Source organism: Propioniciclava sp., from assembly GCF_047602245.1.
Lineage (GTDB): Bacteria > Actinomycetota > Actinomycetes > Propionibacteriales > Propionibacteriaceae > Propioniciclava.
Window position 1 is genome coordinate 647,268 of the sequence record NZ_JASGHT010000001.1, and the last position, 21,229, is coordinate 668,496.

Consider the following 21,229-nt stretch of genomic DNA (forward strand, 5'->3'; position numbering starts at 1 on the left):
CTGTCAGTGGAAGAAGTGGCGGGTGCCGGTGAAGTACAGGGCGACCCCGGCCGCCGCGCAGGCGTCGATGGTCTCCTGATCGCGCACCGAGCCGCCCGGTTCGACGATGGCCTTCACGCCGCCGTCGATCAGGATGCCGGGCCCGTCGGCGAACGGGAAGAAGGCGTCCGAGGCCGCCACCGAGCCGGACGCCCGCGCACCGGCCCGCTGGAGGGCCAGACGGCAGGAGTCGACCCGGTTCACCTGGCCCATGCCCACGCCCACCGAGGCGCCGTCGGCGGCCAGCAGGATCGCGTTGCTCTTCACCGCGCGGCAGGCCCGCCAGGCGAAGGCGAGATCGGCCAGCGTCGCCTCGTCGACCGGATCGCCCGCCTTCAGCTCCCAGTTCGCGGGATCGTCGCCGGGGGCGTCCAGCTGGTCGGGTGCCTGCAGCAGCGCGCCGCCCGAGATGGGCTGCATCGAGCGGGCCCGGTGCGTGTAGGCGGGGGCGACCAGGACGCGGATGTTCTTCTTGCGGGTGAGGATCTCCAGGGCGCCCTCGTCGTAGCCGGGCGCGATCAGCACCTCGGTGAACACCTCGGCGACCTGCTCGGCCATCGCGACGCTGACCGGGCGGTTGGTGGCGATCACGCCGCCGAAGGCCGAGACCGGATCGCAGGCGTGCGCCTTGCGGTGCGCCTGTGCGACGTCGGTGCCGACCGCGATACCGCACGGGTTGGCGTGCTTGATGATCGCCACGCACGGTTCGGCGAAGTCGTAGGCGGCCCGGTAGGCGGCATCGCCGTCGGTGTAGTTGTTGTAGCTCATCTCCTTGCCGTGCAGCTGCTCGGCCTGGGTGATGCCCGCCGGGCCCGCCGGGTAGGAGTACAGCGCGGCCGGCTGGTGGCTGTTCTCGCCGTAGCGCAGCGTGCCCTGCTTGTGCCAGGTGCCGCCGATCCAGGCCGGGAAGCCGTCACCGCCGGAGGAATCGGTGAGCACCGACCCCATCCAGGACGCCACCGCCACGTCGTAGCTCGCGGTGTGCCGGAAGGCGGCCGCGGCCAGTTCCTGGCGCTGGGCCAGCGTGAAACCGCCGGCGGCCAGCGCCTCGGCCAGGGCGGGGTACTGCTCGGGTGAGGTCACGATGGCCACGCTCGGGTGGTTCTTGGCGGCGGCGCGCACCATGGACGGCCCGCCGATGTCGATCTGCTCGACGCACTCGTCGGCGCTCGCGCCGGAGGCGACCGTCTGGGTGAACGGGTAGAGGTTGCTGACCACCAGGTCGAAGGCCTCCACGCCCAGTTCGGCCAACTGGTCGCGGTGCGAGGCCAGCCGGCGGTCGGCCAGGATGCCGGCGTGCACGCGCGGGTGCAGCGTCTTCACCCGGCCGTCGAGGCATTCGGGGAATCCGGTCAGTTCGGCCACCTCGGTCACCGGGATGCCCGCCTCGCTCAGCAGCCGGTAGGTCGCGCCGGTCGAGACGATGGCGACGCCCGCCTCGGCGAGGGTATGCCCCAACTCGAGCAGGCCGGTTTTGTCGTAGACCGATACCAGGGCGCGCCTGATCTCAGTGCGGTCGGTCTGGTTCATGCGTCCTCTTTCTGGCGGGCCTTGGCGTTGACGACATCGAGCAGCAGGGCGCGCTCGGCGACCTTGATGCGTTCGTGCAGGGTTTCCTCGGTGTCGCCGGCGGTGACCCGCACGGCGACCTGGTCGATGATCGCCCCGGTGTCGACGCCGGCGTCGACTTCGAAGACGGTGCAGCCGGTCACCTTCACGCCGTGCGCGAGCGCATCCCGGACGCCGTGCGCCCCCGGAAAGCTTGGCAGCAGTGCGGGGTGGGTGTTGATCATCCGGCCGCCGAAGCGGCTCAGGAAGGCCGCGCCGACGAGTTTCATGAAGCCGGCGCTGACGATCAGATCGGGCTCGAACGCGGCGCAGGCCTCGGTGAGGGCGGCGTCCCAGGCGGGGCGGTCGATCGCACCCGCGGCGTCCCGGTGGTCGCCGAGGCGCACGGTGAAGGTGGGGACGCCGGCGCGCTCGGCCCGGGTGAGGCCTTCGATGCCGGTCCGGTCGGCGCCCACCGCGACGATCTCGCCGGACAGGGTGCCTGCGGCTTGAGCGTCCAGGAGCGCCTGGAGCAGGGTGCCGGAACCGGACACCAGGACCAGGAGCCGGAATGTCATGCGGTCAGCCTACCGAGTCGCCTCGTCGTCGCGCGTGGGTGTCTGTTCCGACCACAGCGACGCCGGCTGGTCCGGGCTCGTCGCATCCGCCGGTTCGGACGCCGCCGCGCCGAGGATTCGGCGACGCCGCCACGCCGTGGTCACCACACCGGCCAGCGCGGCGGACGCCGCGGGCACCAGCGTGCCCCACCAGCACAGGTCGGGGAAGCGCGGCCCGATCCCGGCGAGCCTCGCCGCACCCAGATCACCGACCGCGATCCACGACGCGGCCACCCAGCAAACACCCGCGCCCATCCCGGCCAGGCCCGCACGCCAGGCGGCGGCGCGGAGCGCGGAGGGGGTCGTCTGAGCGGCCGAAGGGGCAGGCGCGGTGCGCAGCAGCCAGACACCCGCCGCGACCCCGGCGAGCACCCCGCCGGCCAGCCACGCCCAGTCGGCCGGCGCCGAAACGACCGGGACTGCCCCGAACACCGGCAGCGCGGGCAATGCCGCGGCGGTGCTGAGGCCGGGGGCGAGCACCGCGTCCGCGCCCAGGCGCACGCCGGCGCCGAGCGCGAACGATCCGGCACTCAGCAGGAGGTTCGGCAGATAGGCGGCCTGGATCAGCACCAAGGTCACCGCACCGACGGCGTCGGGGCGCAGCAGATCGCCGACGGCGCTCACCGTCGGCCAGTGCGCCACGACGGCCACCGTCAACGCCGCGACCGAGGTCAAAGCCAGGATCGCCAGACCCGTCCCGATCGAGGCAGGCAGCCGCGCGATCCACCACACACGCCCTTGGAGCGGCCGCAGTCCGAAGCCGGCCAGCGCGCCGGGCACGGCGCCCGCTAACGGCAGCAGAATCAGGCCGGGCAGCGCCCCCGCGATCTGCGCGGGAGCCGCCACCACGCCCGCGACCAGCAGCCCGGGGAGCGCGTAGCCGGCGACGGAGGCGGCGACCACCAGCGACCAGGCGCGCAGACCGGCGCGCCGTCCGCCACCGGCCGGGCGCCCGTACTGGTGGGCCGCGTGATGCGCGGCGAGCGCGCAGCCGAGGCAGAGCAGAGCCGCGAAGCCCAACGGCACCATCCGCAGCGTCACCCCCCCGAGGACGACGGTCGCCCCGTGCACGGACAACCAGGCCTGCCCGATCGTGCCGAACACCTCAGCCGGCGGCAGGTGCACGGCGGTCAGCCAGGACACGCTGATCAGCGCCCCGAGCGCGGCCCAGCCCACCACCATCGTGACGGCGTTCCAGGCGAGGGCGGCCACCAGCCAGGGCAGGTAGGGCACGCGTGGACCGGCCTGCCCGGCCTTGGTGTCGTCGGCGGGCGGCCCGGCCTCGGTGACCGTGAGCTCCGGGCGGCGGCGTTGGGTGGGTGTGCGCATGATAGGTCCATGGTCACCCATCACGCCCCACACGTCGTCGGGACACGCCCCGGTTGCTAAAGTCTCAGCAGGCCGAGGCCCCTCGGCTGCCCGAGCACAAGGGGGATTGATGAGCGAACCAGGCGACGACACGCCACGCCGTGCGCTACCGCCGACCGACGACGGTGCCGCCGCGCCGGGTTCCGGCGCCCCGCGCTCCCCGCGCAAGCTGATCGGCACGATCGCCGTGGCGGTGATCGCCGTGGTCGTGGTGGTCGCGGTCGCCTGGGGATCGGGGCTGGCCGGACGCCTGATGCCGACCCCGACGCCCACGATCGATCCGGTGGCGACCTACCTCGCGCAACCGGGCGACCTGGACGGCGTCCGCGAAGGCTCCACCTGGACGGAGGTCTCCACGAGCACGACGGTGGAGGCGACCACACCCCATCCGCAATGCCTGCTGCTGGCCGCCGACCAGACCATCAAGCCCGCCTCCACGCTCGTGCGCACCTTCGCCCCGGCGGACGGCGCCGCACTCGGCCTGCTGCACCAGGTGGACCAGTTCGAGAGCGAGGAACAGGCCCATCACGCCTACGTCGCGCGGCTGACCCAGCTTTCCGAGTGCGAACGGACGACCGCGCTCGCCCTCTCCGGCGTCGCCGTGAGCGGCCTGTCCGACGAGGCAGCCGGCATCAAGCTGGTGCTGCAGAACGCCGCGGACGAGTACCACACCATCCTGATCAGCCGCACCGGCACCCGGGTCAACATCGTCGACGCCACCGCCGCCGACGCGGCCAGCGACGCCCAGCCTCTGATCTCGGCGCTCCAGCTCGTCTCGGCGCGCCAGTGCAACAACGGCGGTACCTGCCCCAGCGACGTCGGCGTCGCGGGTTCTGCTCCGCCGGTCGTCGAGCCGCGGCTGGCTGGCCGATGTCGATCTGCCCCGGATCACCCCGGGCGCCGGCGCGTGGCGCGGCACGGACGCCAGCACGACCGTGACGACCACCGGCACGCGCTGCGAGGCCGTCGATCTGACCGCCGCGGGCACCGAGCGGCAGCAGCGCACCTACCTGCTCCGCGACGACGCCGTGGCCCCCGCCCAGTTCGGCGTGGATGAGGTCGTGTACACCTTCGAGTCCGCAGACGAGGCCAGCACCTTCTTCAGCACGCTGGCCAGCAACCTCGACAGCTGCGGGAACCGCACCAACACCGCCCAGGTGGAACGGACGCCCGGCATCACCGCCGAGTACGGCAACGGCGGCTGGGGTGCGGCGTGGATGATCACCCAGAAGACCGATCAGGAGTCGGGGACCGCGCGCTACCGCCTGGGCGTGGTCATGTCCGGCAGCCGGGTCGTCTATCTGATGGCCAACCCGTCGGCCGAGTTCGACTTCTCCGACGAGGCCTGGGCCGCCGTCGGCGGCCGCGCGATCGAGCGGGCGACGCAACTGTCGTGAATACGCCGAGGTCCTGACCGGGATACTTTCCCGGTCAGGACCTCGCCAACGCTCCGATCAGGACTTGGCCACGATGGCCCGCACCAGCGCGGCTGTCTCACTCGGCGTCCGGCCGACCTTGACGCCGGCCTTCTCCAGGGCGGCCTTCTTCGCCGCCGCCGTGCCCGACGAGCCCGACACGATCGCGCCCGCATGCCCCATCGTCTTGCCCTCGGGCGCGGTGAAGCCCGCCACGTAGGCGACGACCGGCTTGCTGACGTGGGCGCGGATGTACTCGGCTGCCCGCTCCTCGGCATCGCCGCCGATCTCGCCGATCATGACGATGCAGTCGGTCTCCGGGTCTTCCTGGAACGCCTGGAGGCAGTCGATGTGAGTGGTGCCGATCACCGGATCACCGCCGATGCCCACACAGGTGCTGAACCCGATATCGCCCAGCTCGAACATCATCTGATAGGTCAGCGTGCCCGACTTCGACACGAGGCCGACATGGCCCGTCCGGGCGATATTGGGCGGGATGATGCCGACGTTGGAGCGGCCCGGCGAGATGATTCCCGGGCAGTTCGGGCCGATCAGCCGGACGCCGGCCTCCTCGGCCGCCGCACGGAACTCCGCGGTGTCCTTGACCGGGATGCCCTCGGTGACCACCACGACCAGCGCGATCCCAGCGTTGACGGCGTCCATCACGGCCGCCTTGGCGAACGCCGGCGGCACGAAGACCACCGAGACGTCGGCGCCGGTGGCGTGCTTGGCCTCGGCCACGGTGTTGAACACCGGGATCGGGTCCTCTTCGAAGGTCACCGACTGCCCGCCCTTGCCGGGCGTGACACCGGCGACGATACGGGTGCCGAACATCATCATCCGCGTGGTGTGCTTGCGGCCCTCGGTCCCCGTCATGCCCTGGACGATGACCTTGCTGCGGTGATCAAGCCAGATCGCCATGTCAGTTCCCTCCCATGGCCGCGCTGGCGAGCTGCGCGGCGCGCGCGGCGGCGTTGTCCATCGTGTCGACCACCTCGACCAGCGGGTGACCGTATTCCTGCAGCATCGCGCGGCCGACCTCGACCGCGTTCCCGTCCAAGCGCACCACGATCGGCTTGCTCGCCCGGTTGCCCAGCTGCACCAGTGCCTCACGGATGCCCTTGGCGACCTCCGAGCAGGCGGTGATACCGCCGAAGACGTTCACGAACACCACGCTCACCTGCGGATCGGACAAGATGATGTCGAGCCCGTCGGCCATCACCTGCGCCGAGGCGCCGCCGCCGATATCGAGGAAGTTGGCGGGCTTGGGGCTGCCGGGCAGGCTCTCGCCGGCGTAAGCGACCACGTCGAGGGTGCTCATCACCAGGCCGGCGCCATTGCCGATGACACCCACCTGCCCGTCGAGCTTCACATAGTTGAGGTCCTTCTCGCGCGCACGCACCTCGAGTGGATCGTCGCGGCTCTCATCGCGGAGATCGGCCCACTCGGGGTGCCGGAAGGCGGCATTGTCGTCGAGCGACACCTTGCCGTCGAGGGCGATGATGCGGCCGTCCTCGGTGCGCACCAGCGGATTGACCTCCACCAGGGTGGCGTCCGACTCCCGGTACACCGTGCCGATCAGGGTCAGCACCCGCGCCACCTCGCCGGCGACCTCCTCATCGAAGCCGGCGGCGGCCACGATCTTCTCGGCCGCCTCGGCGTCCAGGCCGGTGCGCGGGTCGAGCGGCACCCGGGCCAGCGCCTCGGGGCGCTCCACCGCGAGCTGTTCGATGTCCATGCCGCCTTCGACGGACGCCATCGCCAGGTAGCAGCGCTGCGCGCGGTCCAGCAGCAGGGAGCAGTAGTACTCCTCCGCGATGGCGGCGCCCTCGGCGATCATCACCGCCTCGACCGTGTGTCCCTTGATGTCCATCCCCAGGATGGCGGCCGCGTGTGCCTCGGCCTCGGCGCGGCTGCGGGCGAGTTTGACACCGCCCGCTTTGCCGCGTCCGCCGACTTTGACCTGCGCTTTGACCACCACCACCTCGGTGCCCAGCTCTTCGGCGGCCGCGCCGGCCTCGGCGGGTGTGCGGGCCACGATGCCTCGCAACACCGGGACGCCGTGTGCTTCGAAAAGATCTCGTGCCTGATACTCGAAAAGGTCCATGGTTCCTGTCCTCGCCGTCCCGCGACCCTGCGGGTGAAAACGACACTATCGGCCCAGCATGCCACCAGGCGACCACCCGCAGGCCACCCCCGGGACCACGGTCCCGCCACCCCGAGACGATTTCTGAGAAACACCCAAGAACTGCTAGCCTGTTTCCGGTCGTTCACGCGGAACCCTCCGCGAACACCTTGAAGTTTTCTCAGGAAAGGCTAGTACGAGTGGCGCTAATGTTCTCCGGCTCCTCCCAGCCGCAGCGTGCAGTTGCCGACACCGACGAGGCCTTCCCGATCGCACTCGGTACGCCCCGGCGCGCGGTGACCCGCTCCCGGCTGACCCGCGGCGGCATCGGCGTGGCCGCGGCCCTGCTCGCCGGCGGTATCGCGATGGGCGTCCCCGCCCTCGCGCACGGCGCGGGCACCGTCCCCGCCGGCACGCCGGTGTTGACTGCCGACTCCGGCCGCGCGGGCACCACCGACGCCTTCGTGGCGCGCGGCGAGTCTCTCAGCAGCAGCCGCGAGGCCGCTGACGACCTGAAGGCCGCCGCCGACGCCCGCGCCGCCCAGTTGGCCACCGTCGACGAGCAGGTCGTCGCGATCCAGACCGAGGCGGCCGCCGAGGCCCGCCAGCTGGCGCTGTCGTCGATGACGAACGCGATCGACAGCGAATCCGAGCGCCTGTCGGCCATCAAGTTCTTCTGGCCGACCGAGGGCTCGATCACCTCTCCGTGGGGCCCGCGCATGCACCCGATCCTGCACTACGTGCGCCTGCACGGTGGTGCCGACATCGGTGGCGCCATCGGCGCCCCGATCTACGCGGTCGCCGACGGCGTCGTCACCAAGGCGGCAACCGGCCACAACGGCGGCTCGGGCAACAACGTCCGCATCGATCACGGAATGATCGACGGCGAGGCGCTGGAGACCGGCTACCTGCACATGAGCTCGATCGACGTCGCCGAAGGGCAGAAGGTCACCAAGGGCCAGCGCATCGGCGCCGTGGGCAACACCGGCCTGTCGACCGCCCCGCACCTGCACTTCTCGGTCTACGCCAACGGCGTGAACTCCGACCCGGCCCCGTACCTGAACCAGGGCCGCTGACCGCACGCCTTACAGCTTCTCCATCGGGGCGTGCTTGACCGACAGCTTCTTCACCCCGGCCGAGCCGAAGTCGACGACCACCTTCAGGCTGTCACCGGCGCCGTGAGTCTCGGTGACCCGGCCCATCCCGAAGGTGGTGTGCAGCACCTTGTCGCCGACGGCCAGCGCCGGCACGGCCTTCGGCTTGGGCGCTGACGCACCGAAGCCGATGGTGCTACGCCAGGACTGTTCACTGCGCCGCGACGCCGTGGACGCGTAGCCGCCCACGCTCTCGCCCAGCCGCCGCCAGTCGAGCAGGCGCCCGGGGATCTCGGCCAGGAACCGGCTGGCCGGGTTGTACTGCGGCTGCCCCCACATCACCCGGACGGTGGAGCGGGACAGGTAGAGCCGTTCGCGGGCGCGGGTGATGCCCACGTAGGCGAGCCGGCGTTCCTCGGCGAGCTCGTCCGGGTCGCTCATCGCGCGCATGTGCGGGAAGATCCCGTCCTCGAAACCGGTCAGGAACACCACCGGGAATTCGAGCCCCTTGGCGGTGTGCAGCGTCATCAAGGTGACCACGCCACGGCCGTCACCGTCGGCGTCCGGGATCTGGTCGGAGTCGGCGACCAGCGCGATCCGCTCCAGGAAGGCCGCCAGCGAATCGTCCGGTTCGGGTGATCCGGCCACCAGCAGCGCCCCGGTCGCCCCGTCGGCCGCATCATCGGTGGCCGCCTGATCCGCCGCGTCGCCCTCATTGGGTGCTCCACCGGGGGGCAGCAGCCCGGAGTTGCCGGGGCCGATGTCTTCGGTGTGCGCGGCGGCGACGAACTCGCCGGCCACCGAGACGAACTCGATGACGTTCTCCAGCCGGGTCTGATCCTGGGGATCGGTCGAGTTCTGCAGCGCGTCCAGGTAACCGGACTCGTGCAGGATCGAGGTGAGGATCTGGTCGGCGCTCAACCCTTCGGCGACCATCTGCCGGTGCGCGGCCATCATCTCGGCGAACCCCTGCAACTGCTTGGTCGAGCGCGGCGCCAGGCCGACGACCTCATCGAGCCGGTCCAGGGCGTGCCCGAACGGGATCCGCTCGGCGGCGGCGAAGGCGTCCACCATCGCCTCGGCGCGATCGCCGATGCCGCGCTTGGGCACGTTCAGGATGCGCCGCACGCTCACGTCGTCGGCCGGGTTGGCGATCGCGCGCAGGTAGGCGATCGCGTCACGCACCTCGCGGCGCTCGTAGAAGCGGACGCCGCCGACCACCTTGTAGGGCAGCCCGACCCGGATGAAGACGTCCTCGAAGGCACGCGACTGCGCGTTGGTGCGGTAGAACACCGCCACATCGGAGTAGGCACGGCCGGCGTCGGCGAGCCGGTCCACCTCGGCGGCGACGAACTGCGCCTCTTCGTGCTCGGTGTCGGCGACATAGCCGGTGATCAGGTCGCCGTCGCCGGCGTCCGACCACAGCTTCTTCGCCGGACGCCCCTCGTTGCGCTCGATCACCGCGTTGGCGGCGCTCAGGATCGTCTGGGTCGAGCGGTAGTTCTGCTCCAGCAGGATGGTGCGCGCACCGGGGAAGTCGGATGCGAAGTCGAGGATGTTGCGGATCGTCGCCCCGCGGAAGGCGTAGATCGACTGATCGGAGTCTCCGACCACCATCAACTCGGGCGGCTCGGTCTCCCCCTCGGCGCCCGAACCGGCGCCGCACAGTTCGCGGACCAGCACGTACTGGGCGTGGTTGGTGTCCTGGTACTCGTCGACGAGCACGTGCCGGAACCGGCGGCGGTACTTCTCACGAATGTCGGGGAAGGCCTGCAGCAGGTGCACCGTCGACATGATGATGTCGTCGAAGTCGAGCGCGTTCGCCGCGACCAGCCGGCGCTGGTAGTCAGCGTACGCCTCGGCGTAGACGGCCTCGTGCCCGTTGCCGCCCGCCAGCGTGGCGGCCGACTCGAAGTCGACGAGTTCGTTCTTCCAGTTCGACACCGCGTTCATCACGGTGCGCACCGGGTAGCGCTTGGAGTCCAGGCCGAGGTCACGGCACACCAGCGACATCAGCCGCTTGGAGTCGGTGTCGTCGTAGATCGAGAAGGTGCGCGACATGCCGAAGCGGTCGATGTCGGCGCGCAGCATCCGCACGCACGCCGAGTGGAAGGTGGAGACCCACATCAGCCGGGCGCGATTACCGACCAGTTCCTCGACCCGGTGCCGCATCTCGGCGGCCGCCTTGTTGGTGAAGGTGATCGCCAGCACCGATCCGGGGTGGACGCCGCGCTGCCCGATCAACCAGGCGATCCGCCGAGTCAGCACCCGGGTCTTGCCCGACCCCGCGCCCGCCACGACGAGCACCGGCGAGCCGGAATGGATCACCGCCTCGCGTTGCGGCGGGTTGAGCCCGTCGAGGAGTTCCTCGGCATCCGGACGCCTGCGCCGGCGTTCGGTGCCCGGCTCGCTGTCGGCCGCGATCAGCGGGCGCGCGTCGGCGTCCGGACGCGCGGCGGACCGGGAACGGCCGGACGCCTCGCGAGCGGGCCGCGCCGGGGCGTCCGGGGTGAAAGAGAACAGGGTGGGGAACTCACTCATGGCACCGCACAGCCTAGGCGCTCGACCCGGTTCCCTCCCGCGCGCCTGGCCGTCGGTCGCGGACGTTAGAGTGAGAGTCATGATGGTCGACCGGTTGAAGACCGCCGCCAAGGTGGGGGTGGCGGCGTTCGCCGCCGCGCAGGCGGTCACGGTCGGCGGGCTGCTGTTGCTGGACCGTCAGCGCAAGAGGCATCGCGGGCACGTCCCGTTCCCGTTCGCGGAACCCACCGAGATGCGCACGGGTGAGGACAGGGTCACCGTCTACACCAAGGGCCGCGACCTGTACGACGACATGCTCGCCGCCATCGATGCCGCCCAACACACGATCCTGCTGGAGACCTACATCTGGAAGGGCGACCGGGTCGGCATGCAGTTCAAGCACGCGCTGACCGCCGCGGTGGACCGCGGGGTGGCCGTGTACGTCTGCTACGACGTGTTCGCCAATCTGGTGGTACCGCAACGCTTCTTCCGGTTCGACCCCCGCATCCACGTGCTGCGCCACCGGCCGTGGACGGGGGCCCGCGCAGGCCCCTTCGTGCGCGCACCCGGCCTGAACCACCGCAAGATCATGGTGGTCGACGGCGAGATCGGGTTCATCGGCGGCTACAACATCGGGTCGCTGTACGCCACCCGCTGGCGCGACACCCACATGCGCGTCCGCGGCCCCGCCGCCGCCGAGCTCGAGAACGCGTTCGTCGACTACTGGAACTCCTCGCGCCGCGAGCATCCCGCGCTCCCCCAGCCCACCAACCGCAAGTGGAACTCGCCGATCACGGTGGTCCGCAACGTGCCCAGCATCGGGGTCTACCCGATCCGCTACATGTACCTGGAGACGATCGATCGCGCCCGCGAACGCATCTGGCTCACCCACGCCTACCTGATCCCCGACGATGACCTCACCTACGCGCTGGTCGAGGCCGCCGACCGCGGCGTCGACGTCCGGATCATCGTGCCCGCCGAGTCGAACCACATCGTGGCCGACTGGCTCTCGCGCGGCTACTACCACCGGCTGCTGTCGCGCGGCGTCCGGCTGTTCCTCTACCAGGACGCCATGGTGCACGCGAAGACGGCGACCGTCGACGGGCTGTGGACCACGATCGGCACCGCCAACCTCGACCAGCTCAGCCTCACCGGCAACTACGAGATCAACCTGCAGATCCTGGACGCCGACCTGGCCGCCGAGATGGAGCGCATCTTCGAGATGGACGCCGGCAACTGCATCGAACTGACGCTGGAGGAGTGGAACACCCGTCCGGTGGCGATGAAGATCTCCGAGGCGGTGCTGGCGCCGATGCGCCCGCTGCTGTGACGGGGAGCCTCCCCTAAGCCCGATCCCTGAAGCGGCCCTGAAACACCCGGCCACCACTACCTTTGACGCCGGAACCGGCCTACCGTCGAGGCATGGGTATTTTCGGTTGGATTGTTCTGGGCCTGCTGGCCGGTTCTATCGCGAAAGCCATCCTGCCGGGTGCGCAGGGTGGCGGTTGGCTCGCGACGCTCGTTCTCGGCGTCGTCGGAGCCCTGGTGGGCGGCTTCCTCGGGAGCGTCATCTTCCATGTCGGCTTGGGGGACTTCTTCAGCCTGCGAACCTGGGTCTTGTCGATCCTCGGCTCCGTGCTGGTCCTCGCCGTATGGGGCCGGATGAACAACAAGCGCGTCTGACCCCTGTTTTCGCAAGCATCCGCCACTCGACGGCACAGGCTCCCCTCCCCGGCCTCGTCGAGTGGCGGATTTGCGCGTCCGCGCGGGTGACGGACGCCTCAGACGAGCTTGCGGTCGGTCGCCCAGCGGGTCAGCTGGTGGCGGTTGGAGAGCTGGAGTTTGCGCAGCACCGAACTGACGTGGGTCTCCACCGTCTTGATCGAGATGAACAGCTCGCGGGCCACCTCCTTGTACGCGTAGCCGCGGGCGATCAGGCGTAGCACTTCGCGTTCGCGCTGCGACAACCGGTCGAGGTCCTCATCGATCGAGGAGATGTCGATGGCGCCGGAGAAGGCGTCCAGCACGAACCCGGCCAGGCGCGGGCTGAACACGGCGTCCCCGTCGGCGATGCGGCCGATCGCCTCGACCAGTTCGGGTGCGGAGATCGACTTGGTCACGTAGCCGCGGGCGCCGGCGCGGATCACGCCAATGACGTCCTCGGCGGCGTCCGATACCGACACGGCCAGGAAACGGACCTCGGGCTGGGTGGCGTGCACCGCCTTGATCACCTCGATGCCGCCCCCGCCGGGCATGTGCACGTCCAGGAGCACCACATCGGGGCGAGTGCGGGTGATCGCCTCGATGGCGGTCGGCACGTCCTCGCCCTCGCCGACGATGGTCACGAAGGGGCCGATGTCGTGCTTGACGCCGCTGCGGAACATCGAATGGTCATCGACCACCACGACGCGCCGCTGGCGGTGGGACGCCCCCGAGTTCTCGGGGGCCTGCTTGTCGGTGGTCTGCTGCTCGCTCATCGTCTCATCTCCAAGATCACCTCGGTTCCGCGCTCCGCGGAGGACCGGATGCGGGCCACCCCGTGGTGGCGCGCCATGCGTTCGAGAATGCTGCCGCGGACGCCCATGCGATCCTCGGCCACCTCATCGATGTCGAAGCCGTCGCCGCGGTCCCGGACGAACACCTCGACGACATCCTCTCCGACCTCAGCGTAGACGTCGACGAGCGGTTCGCCCGAATGTTTGGCCGCGTTCACCATCGCCTCGCGGGCCGCCTTCACCAGTTCGCGCAGGCCCGGGGTGAGCAGGACGTCGTCGCCGACGGTCACGCATTCGACGCTGACCGGAAAGTCGTCCTCGACCTCGAGCGCCGCCTCCAGCAGCGCCCCGCGCAGCGTGTCGTCCTCTTCGGCGACGCCGTAGAGCCATTCGCGCAGCTCGCGTTCCTGCCGCCGGGCCAGCCGGGCCACCCGCCGCGGGTCGGACGCCTGCCGCTGGATCAGGGCCAGCGTCTGCAGCACCGAGTCGTGCAGGTGAGCGGCCATGTCGGCGCGGGCGTCCGATAGCAGTTTCTCCTCGCGCGCCCGCAACAGCGCCCGGCGTGCGCGCAGCACCCACGGCGCCGCCAGCAGCGCCACGCCGGCGCCGGCCAGGCCGAGCCCGGCAACCAGGGTGCCGACGGTGCCCAGGCTCGGCAGCCACAACAAGGCGAGCGCGATCGCCGCGCCCATCGCCAGCAGCGCCACCGCGTGGGCGAACACGGTGGTCCAATGCGCGACCAGGGGGCGCAACCAGCCCGCCGGGCCGTGCGAGGCGTCCGGGAGCGAGGCCTGGGCACGATCGGCCTGCCACCACACCAGGGTCGCGCTGGCGGTCACCAGTCCGGTCACGGCGAGCCAGCGCGGCTCACCGCCCCAGCCGAGAAGCTGCACCAGCCACAGGCCGCCGACCGCGACCAGGCCGAGGGCGACGATCTCGCCGACGTCGCGTCCGGGCGCCTGCCGGGCCGCCTCGCCGGTGCGCATGCCCTGGCGCGTGGCGGCGTCCACCCCCGGCGCCGACGCCGGAGCCGACGCCGGCGGAATGACCAGCCAGAGCACCAGGTAGGCGACCACGCCGGCCAGCTGCCAGGCGGTGGCGACGGCGAACAGCGCCCGCAGCGCCCGCGGGGAGATGCCCAGGTGATCCCCCAGCCCCGCGGCGACACCGGCCACCTGGGCACGGTCGAGCGGGCGCACCAGCCTGCGCGGCTCGGCGAGCACGGGAATCGAAGGCTCGGCCTCGGACGCCGCGCGTGGCGTGAGGGTCGGCTCCTGCGGCATGCCGGCCAGCCTAACGCGGACGACCCGGGAGCGCTTCGGGGGAACCCTGACGGCATCGGCGTCCTCGGCGGCAAGAATGGTGCCATGGCCCACCAACCCGTCACCCGCGACCGCAGCGAGGCGCGCTTCGCCGGCGTTTGCGCGGCGCTCGCCCGCACCTGGCAGGTGGACGCCGTCGTCGTCCGGGTGGCCTTCGTGATCCTGACCTTCATCACCGGCGGCTTCGCCGTGTTCGCCTATCTCGCGTTGTGGGCGCTCCTGCCCGAGCGTGGCAGCACCACCGAACCCGTCCGCCGCCTGCTGCCGTTCACGCGGCCCTGGTCCACCGCGACGCTCGTGGTGGTCGTCGTCGCGACGGCGGCGATCGTGGGGGGGATCGCCACCGGCACTGGCGTGGGCGCGCTGGTCCTGATCGCGCTCACCTGGGTGATCCTGCGCTTCGGGCTCGCCGGACGCCGCGGCCGGGTCACCGACGAACCGATGCCTCCCCCGCCGATGCCGGTGCCGACCACGCCGTTCGAGCGGGCGTCCGCCGCCTGGCAGCAGCGCCTCGACAACATCGACGCCGGGCGTCCGGCCGATTGGACGCCCACGCCGGCCGATCCCGATCCGGCCGGCCTCTACGACCCGGTCCCGGCGGAGGCCGGCATGGCCCGGCGCGCGGGCGCCGCGGTGCGCCGTCGCGGGCGCCGCACCTGGTTCGGCATCCTGATCTGCCTGGGTGTCGTCTGGGCCAGCCTGGCGATCAGTGCCGCGGTCGGCGTCGCCGTGACCGGCCTGGCGTGGGCGGCGTCCACCCTGCTCGTCCTGGGCATCGCACTGCTGTGGAGCGCCCGGCCGCTGTCGGCGGCGTGGGGGCGTCCGCGTCTGTTGCTTCCGCTGACCACGCTGGCGGCCGCCTGCACCGCCGTGCTGCTGATCGGCACGGTCGTCGGCCCGCCCGCGGCGATCGAGCGGGGGGCGACGACGAGCCCCGCCGCCGATCGCGTGTACGTCGGCTCGCACACCATCGACGCCACCACGGCATCCCTGACCACCGACGAGACCCGGACTTACCGGGTCGATGTCGGCTCGATCGAAGTCGCCATTCCCGACCACGGCAACGTCATCGTCCGCTCCAGCGTCAGCGCCGGCAGCATCGAGACCCCCGAGCACGAGCTCGGCGGCGTCGACCAATCCGACACCTGGCAGCGGATCGACACCCCCGGAGCCCCGGTGCTGACCATCGAGGCCGTCGTCGGGGTCGGCAGCATCGAGGTGCTGCCATGAGGCCCCGCACCGATGTGGTCGCACTCGTCTCCGGGCTGCTCGCCTGCGTCCTGGCCGTGCTGGGGCTGTGGGCCGCCTTCGGCACCGTCGCCTGGTCCTCGGTCGCGGTCGCCGCACCCATCAGCCTGGTCGCGGTCGGCCTCATCGGCCTGATCGCGTCGCGCGAGAAGTCCTGACCCAGTCCTGAACAAGAACAAGCATCAACCGAAAGGAACCCATCATGGCCAACTCAATGACCCGCAGCCGATCCGACAAGGTGATCGCCGGCGTGTGCGGCGGCCTCGCCCGCCAGTTCAACATCGACTCCAACCTGCTGCGCGTCCTGTTCGTGCTCGCGGCGATCTTCCTGCAGTTCGGCTGGGTGATCTACGTGGCACTGTGGCTGCTGCTGCCCTACGAGGACGGCGGCCCCTCGGGCCTGGATTCGCTGAAGAAGCAGTTCGGCAACAACTCGTCCAACTGAGCGGACGATTACGGCCGGTGCCGCCGGTCTAGGGAGCGGGCGGAGGTGCGGACCTCCGCCCGCTTTCCACGCCCGCGAGCCCCCAGCGCACCACCGCGGTGCCGAGGCGTCCGGCCCCGCACAACAGCGGCGCCGGGTGGCGGATCCCGATCATCCGGCGCGCCCATGCGGGCAAGGCCCCCATACCTCCCGCAGCCAGCATCGCGTAGCCGGGCCGCGCCTGCCAGGAAAGCGGTGGCGTCCGCAGCAGGAATTCGATCGTGTCGGCGGCGGCCTGCGTCAACTCCAGTTCACCGCGGTACGACGCGACGGCGGCCTCCAAACCGGCCACGGTGAGCGGTGGGCGCGGCACCCCCAGCAGGGACGCCGCCCGCCCGGTCTGCGCGACGTAGGTGTCGGCGTCCTCATCGTTGAGCGGACGCGGCCCGTAGCACCGGTAGGCGGTCAGGAAACCGGCGATCTCGGCGGCATGGATCCAGCTGAGCAGGTGCGGGTCACAAGCCCGGTACGGACGCCCGCGATGGTCCTTGCCGCGGACACGGTGATGGATCGCCTTCACCCGCTCGATGGCGGCGACGGCGTCCGGGACCGTGCCGTAGGTGGTCACCGCGATGTAGTGGCTGGTGCGCTGCAGGCGCCCCCACGGGTCGCCTTTGTATCCCGAATGCCCGGCGACACCCGCCATCGCGAGCGGGTGCAGCGACTGCAGCAGCAGTGTCGCGATGCCGCCGCAGAACATGGCGGCATCCTCGTGGACACGCCAGATCGGGTCCTCAGGCGCGAACCAGCGCTCGCCGGGCCTGCCCCAGATCTGCTCGCCGGACCGTTCGGCGTCCTCACCCGCGACGCGACCGCGCAACGACTCCCCCAGCCTGCGCTGGAGGGGACGCAGCGCCGTCGCGATCACTCCCACTCGATGGTGCCCGGCGGCTTGGAGGTGACGTCGAGCACGACCCGGTTGATTTCACGGACCTCGTTGGTGATCCGGGTGCTGATCTTCTCGAGCAGGTCGTAGGGCAGCCGCGACCAGTCGGCGGTCATCGCGTCCTCGCTGCTGACCGGGCGCAACACGATCGGGTGGCCGTAGGTGCGGCCGTCGCCCTGGACGCCGACGCTGCGGACGTCGGCGAGCAGCACCACCGGGAACTGCCAGACGTCCTTCTCCAGGCCCGAGTTGGCGAGTTCCTCGCGCGCGATGGCGTCAGCCTCGCGAAGCAGATCGAGGCGGTCCTTGGTGACCTCGCCGATGATGCGGATGCCCAAGCCGGGGCCGGGGAACGGGTGGCGCCAGACCATCTCATGCGGCAGGCCGAGTTCCTCGCCGACGGCGCGCACCTCGTCCTTGAACAGGGTGCGCAGCGGCTCGATCAGGGTGAACTGTAGGTCGTCGGGCAGGCCGCCGACGTTGTGGTGGCTCTTGATGTTCGCCGCGCCCTCGCCGCCGCCGGATTCGACCACGTCGGGGTACAGGGTGCCCTGGACCAGGAATTCGATGTCCTCGGAATCGTTGATGTCGCGGACGGTCTGCTCGAAGACACGGATGAACTCGCGGCCGATGATCTTGCGCTTGGTCTCCGGCTCGGACACGCCGGCGAGCGCGCTGAGGAACTGCTCCTCGGCGTCGGCCACCACCAGTTTGATGCCGGTGATCCGGACGAAGTCATCCTTCACCTGCTCGCGCTCACCCTTGCGCAGCAGACCGTGATCGACGAAGGCGCAGGTGAGCTGGTCGCCGATCGCACGGTGGACCAGCGCGGCCGCCACCGCGGAGTCGACGCCGCCCGACAGCGCGCAGAGCACCTGCTTGTCGCCGACCTGCTCGCGGATCGCCGCGATGGATTCCTCGACGATATTGGCCGGGGTCCAGTTCGGCTCCAGCCCGGCGATGTCATAGAGGAACTGGGCCAGCACCTGCTGGCCGTGCTCGGAATGCAGCACCTCGGGGTGCCATTGGACGCCGGCCAGGCAGCGCTCCGCGTTCTCGAAGGCGGCCACCGGCGCGCCCGCGGTGTGCGCAAGGACGTCGAAGCCCTCGGGGGCGCGCTGCACCGAGTCGCCGTGGCTCATCCAGCTGGAGAAGCTCGACGGCAGGTTCCTCAGCAGCACGCCGGGGGCATCGACCGCGGTGGGCGTCCGGCCGAACTCCGACAGGCCCGTCTGCGCCACCTCGCCACCGAGCGCGGCGGCCATCGCCTGGAAGCCGTAGCAGATACCGAACACGGGGACGCCGAGCTCGAACAGCGCCGGGTCGACCTGCGGGGCACCGCCGGCGTACACCGACTGCGGCCCCCCGGACAGCACGATCGCGGCCGGCTTCTTGGCGGCCAGCGCCTCGACGGACGCCGTGTGCGGCATGATCTCCGAATACACCCGGGCCTCGCGAACCCGGCGGGCGATCAACTGCGCGTACTGCGCTCCGAAGTCGATGACAAGGACGGGCGCGTGCGCGTCCGCGGCAGCGTGGGTCATGGGCGGGAGTCTAGTGGAAGCACCCGATCTACTGACGAACACCTGCTTGAACGGCGGCCCGGTCCCGCGAGAAGCGCTTGGCCTGCAGGCCAACCGAGAAGGTTCGGGTCGGTACTCAGATCCGGACCTTCTCATGGGGTGGCTGGTTCCACCTCGCCGAGCAGGTGGGCGCGTCCGTCGCGGCTCAGGACGGCGAAAGTGGTGCGGCCGGCGTCGGTCGAGGTGGCGAAACCCACCCGCGCGGGCAACAGGATCGGCTTGGTGAAGCGGACGCTCACCGTGTAGGTCTCCGGCAGGCGCGGGCCGAGGGCGGCGAGGGCGCGCGCGTGCGTCCACATGCCGTGGATGATCGGGCGTTTGAACCCGAACGCCCGCGCGGCGAGCGCGTTGAGGTGCAGCGGGTTCACGTCGCCCGAGACCCCGGCGTAACGGCGTCCGAGGTCGCCGGGCAGGCGCCACTGCTGGCTCGGCGGGCCGTCCACCGTCAGCCCGGATTCTTCGGGCGTACCGGCGTCCGACGCACCGGTGCCGTCCAGTGTCGCGGAGGCAGCCGGCATGGCGGGCGGCGCTTCCTGCCACACCGTGGCCTCCCCAGATCCGGGCGCCCTGGCGCCACGGGCCAGGTAGGTGCTGATCCCCGTCCAGGCGGTCTCGCCGCCCACCCTGACCTCGCTGACCAGGTCGAACTCGGCCCCCTTGCGGTGGGCGCGCGCCGGTTCGGCGCGCACGATCAGCGCGAGCTCGTCGCTCACGGTGACCGGGCGGTGCAGCGTCATCGAGTTGCGGGCGTGCACCAGGCCGGCGAGGGCGTAGGGGAAGTCGCGCTGCGCCATCAGCGCCGCCTGCAGTGGGAAGGCCAGCACATGCAGCCAGGTCGGCGGGACCCGGTCGCGCAGCGTGAACCCGCACAGGCGGTCGTAGGCTGCCAGCCGAGACACGTCTTGGTTGTGCGCGGCCACGATCGCGGTGCGGTGCGGGATGGCGCCGGTGCGCACCGCGGACGCCTTCGGCGTCGCCGCCTTGACGAGCAGTCCTCCGATCGACGGGAGGTCTTCGAACACCAGATCACTCACGATTCACACCTTCCGATCCACGCGCGCTCCGTCCGGCCGCTCACGCACCGATGATGTTCTGGCCGCACACGCGGATCACCTGGCCATCCACCCCGCCCGAGGCGGGATCGCACAGGTAGGCCAGCGACTCGGCGACGTCGACAGGTTGCCCGCCTTGGGACAGCGAGTTGGTGCGCCGGAAGACCTCGCGTTGCACGAACGGGATCGCCGCGGTCATGTCGGTCTCGATGAAGCCTGGCGCCACCGCGTTCGCGGTGACCGGACGGCCGACCAATTCCTCGGCCTCGGCCCGGACCAGCCCCATCACGCCGGCCTTGGACGCCGCATAGTTCGCCTGGCCCTTGTTGCCCGCCCAGCCGGACGTGGACGCGATGCCCACGATGCGGGCGTTCTCGCCGAGGCCGCCCGGCAGCGCCGGATCGAGCAGCAGCTCGTTGATCCGCATCTCGGCGGCCAGGTTGACGTCCAGCACGGACGCCCACCGCTTCTCGTCGAGGTTGGCGAGCATGGTGTCGCGGGTGATACCGGCGTTGTGCACGATCGCCCAGATCTTCGCCTGCGGCCCATGCACCCGCGTCACCTGCGCGGCGATGCGCGCGCCGGCCTGCGGCGTGGTGATGTCGAGTTGCAGCGCCGACCCGCGCAGTTCGTTGGCGACGGCGGCCAGCGACTCCCCCGCGGCCGGCATGTCGATGACGACCAACTGGGCCCCGTCGCGGTGGAAGGTGTGGGCGATGGCCGCGCCGATGCCGCGCGCGGCGCCGGTGACCACCACGATTCGCCCCTCGAACGGGCGGGAACGTTCACCGAGCATGCCCTCGCCCGAGCGGTCACCGTCCTTGCGCGGCCGGACGCGCCAGGCCTGCCCGGACACGAACGCCGAGCGGCCCTCCAGCAGGAAGGCGAGCGTCGAGGCCAGGTCGGCGGCGTCCGCGCCATCGCTGAGCCAGACCAGGTTCGCGGTCGCGCCGCCGCGCAGTTCTTTGCCTACCGTGCGCATGATGCCGTCCAGCGCCTGGGCGACCGCGCGCGCCTCCAACCCCTCCACGTCGTCGGCGTGGGTGCCGAGGATGATCACCCGGCCCGAACCCTCCAGCCGCTTCATCACCGGCCGCAGCACCTGGCGCAGCAGCTCGAGCTGCACGATCTCCCGGACGCCAGTGGCGTCGATCACCAGTGCTCCGGGACGGACGTCGTAGCGCGGCGGCTGGGGGCGTCCGCGTTCGTCCGGCGTTCGGTTCTCGGGCAGATCGAGCAGCGGCTCACTGGCCGGAACGCCGAGCGCGGCGAGGACGGCGCGCCCGATCCCGCCGCCGGGGAGTTCGGCCAGCAGCACCGGCCCGGACGGGATCACCCGCCCGCGGCGCAGCACCGGAGGCTCGGCCAACCCGGCCCTGGCCGCCACCTGACGCCCGAGCGGGCTCTCGAACAGCGATTCCAGGATGCTCATC

20 protein-coding genes are annotated in these 21,229 nt (G+C 71.1%); 8 read left to right on the top strand and 12 right to left on the bottom strand.

All coding sequences use genetic code 11. The features are described 5' to 3' along the window. Positions 1 to 3 precede the first annotated feature (3 nt). The 3 genes from purH to QM708_RS03150 are packed head-to-tail and all read right to left on the bottom strand — an operon-like array spanning position 4 to position 3,533. Positions 4 to 1,569 carry a bifunctional phosphoribosylaminoimidazolecarboxamide formyltransferase/IMP cyclohydrolase gene (gene purH, locus QM708_RS03140; RefSeq protein ID WP_415104302.1) on the bottom strand — a complete coding sequence of 522 codons (1,566 nt, stop codon included), beginning with the start codon at positions 1,567 to 1,569 and terminating at the stop codon, positions 4 to 6. Next, positions 1,566 to 2,165 (bottom strand): phosphoribosylglycinamide formyltransferase, encoded by a 600-nt coding sequence (gene purN / locus QM708_RS03145; RefSeq protein ID WP_415104304.1) that lies wholly within the window; start codon positions 2,163 to 2,165, stop codon positions 1,566 to 1,568. Before purN ends, purH begins: the two co-directional genes overlap by 4 nt. A gap of 9 nt (positions 2,166 to 2,174) precedes the next feature. Continuing rightward, positions 2,175 to 3,533 (bottom strand): DUF6350 family protein, encoded by a 1,359-nt coding sequence (locus QM708_RS03150; RefSeq protein ID WP_415104306.1) that lies wholly within the window; start codon positions 3,531 to 3,533, stop codon positions 2,175 to 2,177. A gap of 109 nt (positions 3,534 to 3,642) precedes the next feature. Between QM708_RS03150 and QM708_RS03155 the strand changes: the two genes are divergently transcribed. Next, on the top strand, positions 3,643 to 4,629 hold the full coding sequence (locus QM708_RS03155) for a hypothetical protein (RefSeq protein ID WP_415104308.1): 987 nt from the start codon (positions 3,643 to 3,645) through the stop codon (positions 4,627 to 4,629). Positions 4,630 to 4,633: 4 nt separating this feature from the next. Then, positions 4,634 to 4,969 carry a hypothetical protein gene (locus QM708_RS03160; protein WP_415104310.1) on the top strand — a complete coding sequence of 112 codons (336 nt, stop codon included), beginning with the start codon at positions 4,634 to 4,636 and terminating at the stop codon, positions 4,967 to 4,969. A 57-nt stretch (positions 4,970 to 5,026) separates the two neighbouring features. On the opposite strand, the gene sucD is transcribed toward QM708_RS03160, so the two are convergent. Next, on the bottom strand, positions 5,027 to 5,908 hold the full coding sequence (gene sucD / locus QM708_RS03165) for a succinate--CoA ligase subunit alpha (protein WP_415104312.1): 882 nt from the start codon (positions 5,906 to 5,908) through the stop codon (positions 5,027 to 5,029). 1 nt (position 5,909) lies between these two features. Then, on the bottom strand, positions 5,910 to 7,094 hold the full coding sequence (gene sucC, locus QM708_RS03170; RefSeq protein WP_415104314.1) for an ADP-forming succinate--CoA ligase subunit beta: 1,185 nt from the start codon (positions 7,092 to 7,094) through the stop codon (positions 5,910 to 5,912). A gap of 227 nt (positions 7,095 to 7,321) precedes the next feature. On the opposite strand from sucC, the gene QM708_RS03175 reads away from it, so the two are divergent. Further along, positions 7,322 to 8,188: a M23 family metallopeptidase gene (locus tag QM708_RS03175; RefSeq protein WP_415111253.1), complete on the top strand. Its 867-nt coding sequence runs from the start codon at positions 7,322 to 7,324 to the stop codon at positions 8,186 to 8,188. 9 nt (positions 8,189 to 8,197) lie between these two features. Here QM708_RS03175 and QM708_RS03180 read toward each other — a convergent pair whose 3' ends face one another. After that, positions 8,198 to 10,747 (bottom strand): UvrD-helicase domain-containing protein, encoded by a 2,550-nt coding sequence (locus QM708_RS03180; RefSeq protein ID WP_415104316.1) that lies wholly within the window; start codon positions 10,745 to 10,747, stop codon positions 8,198 to 8,200. A gap of 79 nt (positions 10,748 to 10,826) precedes the next feature. Here QM708_RS03180 and QM708_RS03185 point away from each other — a divergent pair, with 79 nt between their 5' ends. Together QM708_RS03185 and QM708_RS03190 are read left to right on the top strand one after the other, a co-directional pair. Further along, positions 10,827 to 12,056 (top strand): phospholipase D-like domain-containing protein, encoded by a 1,230-nt coding sequence (locus QM708_RS03185; RefSeq protein ID WP_415104318.1) that lies wholly within the window; start codon positions 10,827 to 10,829, stop codon positions 12,054 to 12,056. Between the two features lie 92 nt (positions 12,057 to 12,148). After that, positions 12,149 to 12,409, top strand: coding sequence for a GlsB/YeaQ/YmgE family stress response membrane protein (locus QM708_RS03190; protein ID WP_415104320.1), 261 nt, complete (start codon positions 12,149 to 12,151; stop codon positions 12,407 to 12,409). Between the two features lie 98 nt (positions 12,410 to 12,507). On the opposite strand, the gene QM708_RS03195 is transcribed toward QM708_RS03190, so the two are convergent. Both QM708_RS03195 and QM708_RS03200 read right to left on the bottom strand, forming a co-directional pair. Further along, complete coding sequence (locus tag QM708_RS03195) at positions 12,508 to 13,203, bottom strand: response regulator (RefSeq protein WP_415104322.1); 696 nt, start codon at positions 13,201 to 13,203, stop codon at positions 12,508 to 12,510. Next, positions 13,200 to 14,504, bottom strand: a complete 1,305-nt coding sequence (locus QM708_RS03200) for a PspC domain-containing protein (protein WP_415104324.1) — start codon at positions 14,502 to 14,504, stop codon at positions 13,200 to 13,202. Before QM708_RS03200 ends, QM708_RS03195 begins: the two co-directional genes overlap by 4 nt. A gap of 84 nt (positions 14,505 to 14,588) precedes the next feature. Here QM708_RS03200 and QM708_RS03205 point away from each other — a divergent pair, with 84 nt between their 5' ends. Genes QM708_RS03205 through QM708_RS03215 form a run of 3 tightly spaced genes read left to right on the top strand, consistent with a single transcriptional unit; the run spans position 14,589 to position 16,236 of the window. Beyond that, the gene (locus QM708_RS03205; protein WP_415104326.1) at positions 14,589 to 15,773 is read left to right on the top strand and encodes a PspC domain-containing protein; all 1,185 of its coding nucleotides are present in this window, start codon (positions 14,589 to 14,591) and stop codon (positions 15,771 to 15,773) included. Further along, a complete protein-coding gene (locus QM708_RS03210) occupies positions 15,770 to 15,949 on the top strand; it encodes a hypothetical protein (RefSeq protein ID WP_415104328.1) in 180 nt (59 codons plus the stop codon). Before QM708_RS03205 ends, QM708_RS03210 begins: the two co-directional genes overlap by 4 nt. Before the next feature lie 44 nt (positions 15,950 to 15,993). Beyond that, the gene (locus QM708_RS03215; protein WP_415104330.1) at positions 15,994 to 16,236 is read left to right on the top strand and encodes a PspC domain-containing protein; all 243 of its coding nucleotides are present in this window, start codon (positions 15,994 to 15,996) and stop codon (positions 16,234 to 16,236) included. A 28-nt stretch (positions 16,237 to 16,264) separates the two neighbouring features. Here the strand turns inward: QM708_RS03215 and QM708_RS03220 are convergent, their stop codons facing one another. The 4 genes from QM708_RS03220 to QM708_RS03235 form a co-directional block, all read right to left on the bottom strand. Then, entirely contained in the window at positions 16,265 to 17,143 is an 879-nt protein-coding gene (locus QM708_RS03220) for an oxygenase MpaB family protein (protein WP_415104332.1), read from the bottom strand. Further along, positions 17,140 to 18,705: a glutamine-hydrolyzing GMP synthase gene (gene guaA, locus QM708_RS03225; protein ID WP_415104334.1), complete on the bottom strand. Its 1,566-nt coding sequence runs from the start codon at positions 18,703 to 18,705 to the stop codon at positions 17,140 to 17,142. Before guaA ends, QM708_RS03220 begins: the two co-directional genes overlap by 4 nt. Positions 18,706 to 18,836: 131 nt before the next feature. Next, positions 18,837 to 19,778 (bottom strand): MaoC/PaaZ C-terminal domain-containing protein, encoded by a 942-nt coding sequence (locus QM708_RS03230; RefSeq protein WP_415104336.1) that lies wholly within the window; start codon positions 19,776 to 19,778, stop codon positions 18,837 to 18,839. Between the two features lie 40 nt (positions 19,779 to 19,818). Then, positions 19,819 to 21,228, bottom strand: a complete 1,410-nt coding sequence (locus QM708_RS03235; protein WP_415104338.1) for a 3-oxoacyl-ACP reductase — start codon at positions 21,226 to 21,228, stop codon at positions 19,819 to 19,821. Between the last annotated feature and the right edge of the window lies 1 nt (position 21,229).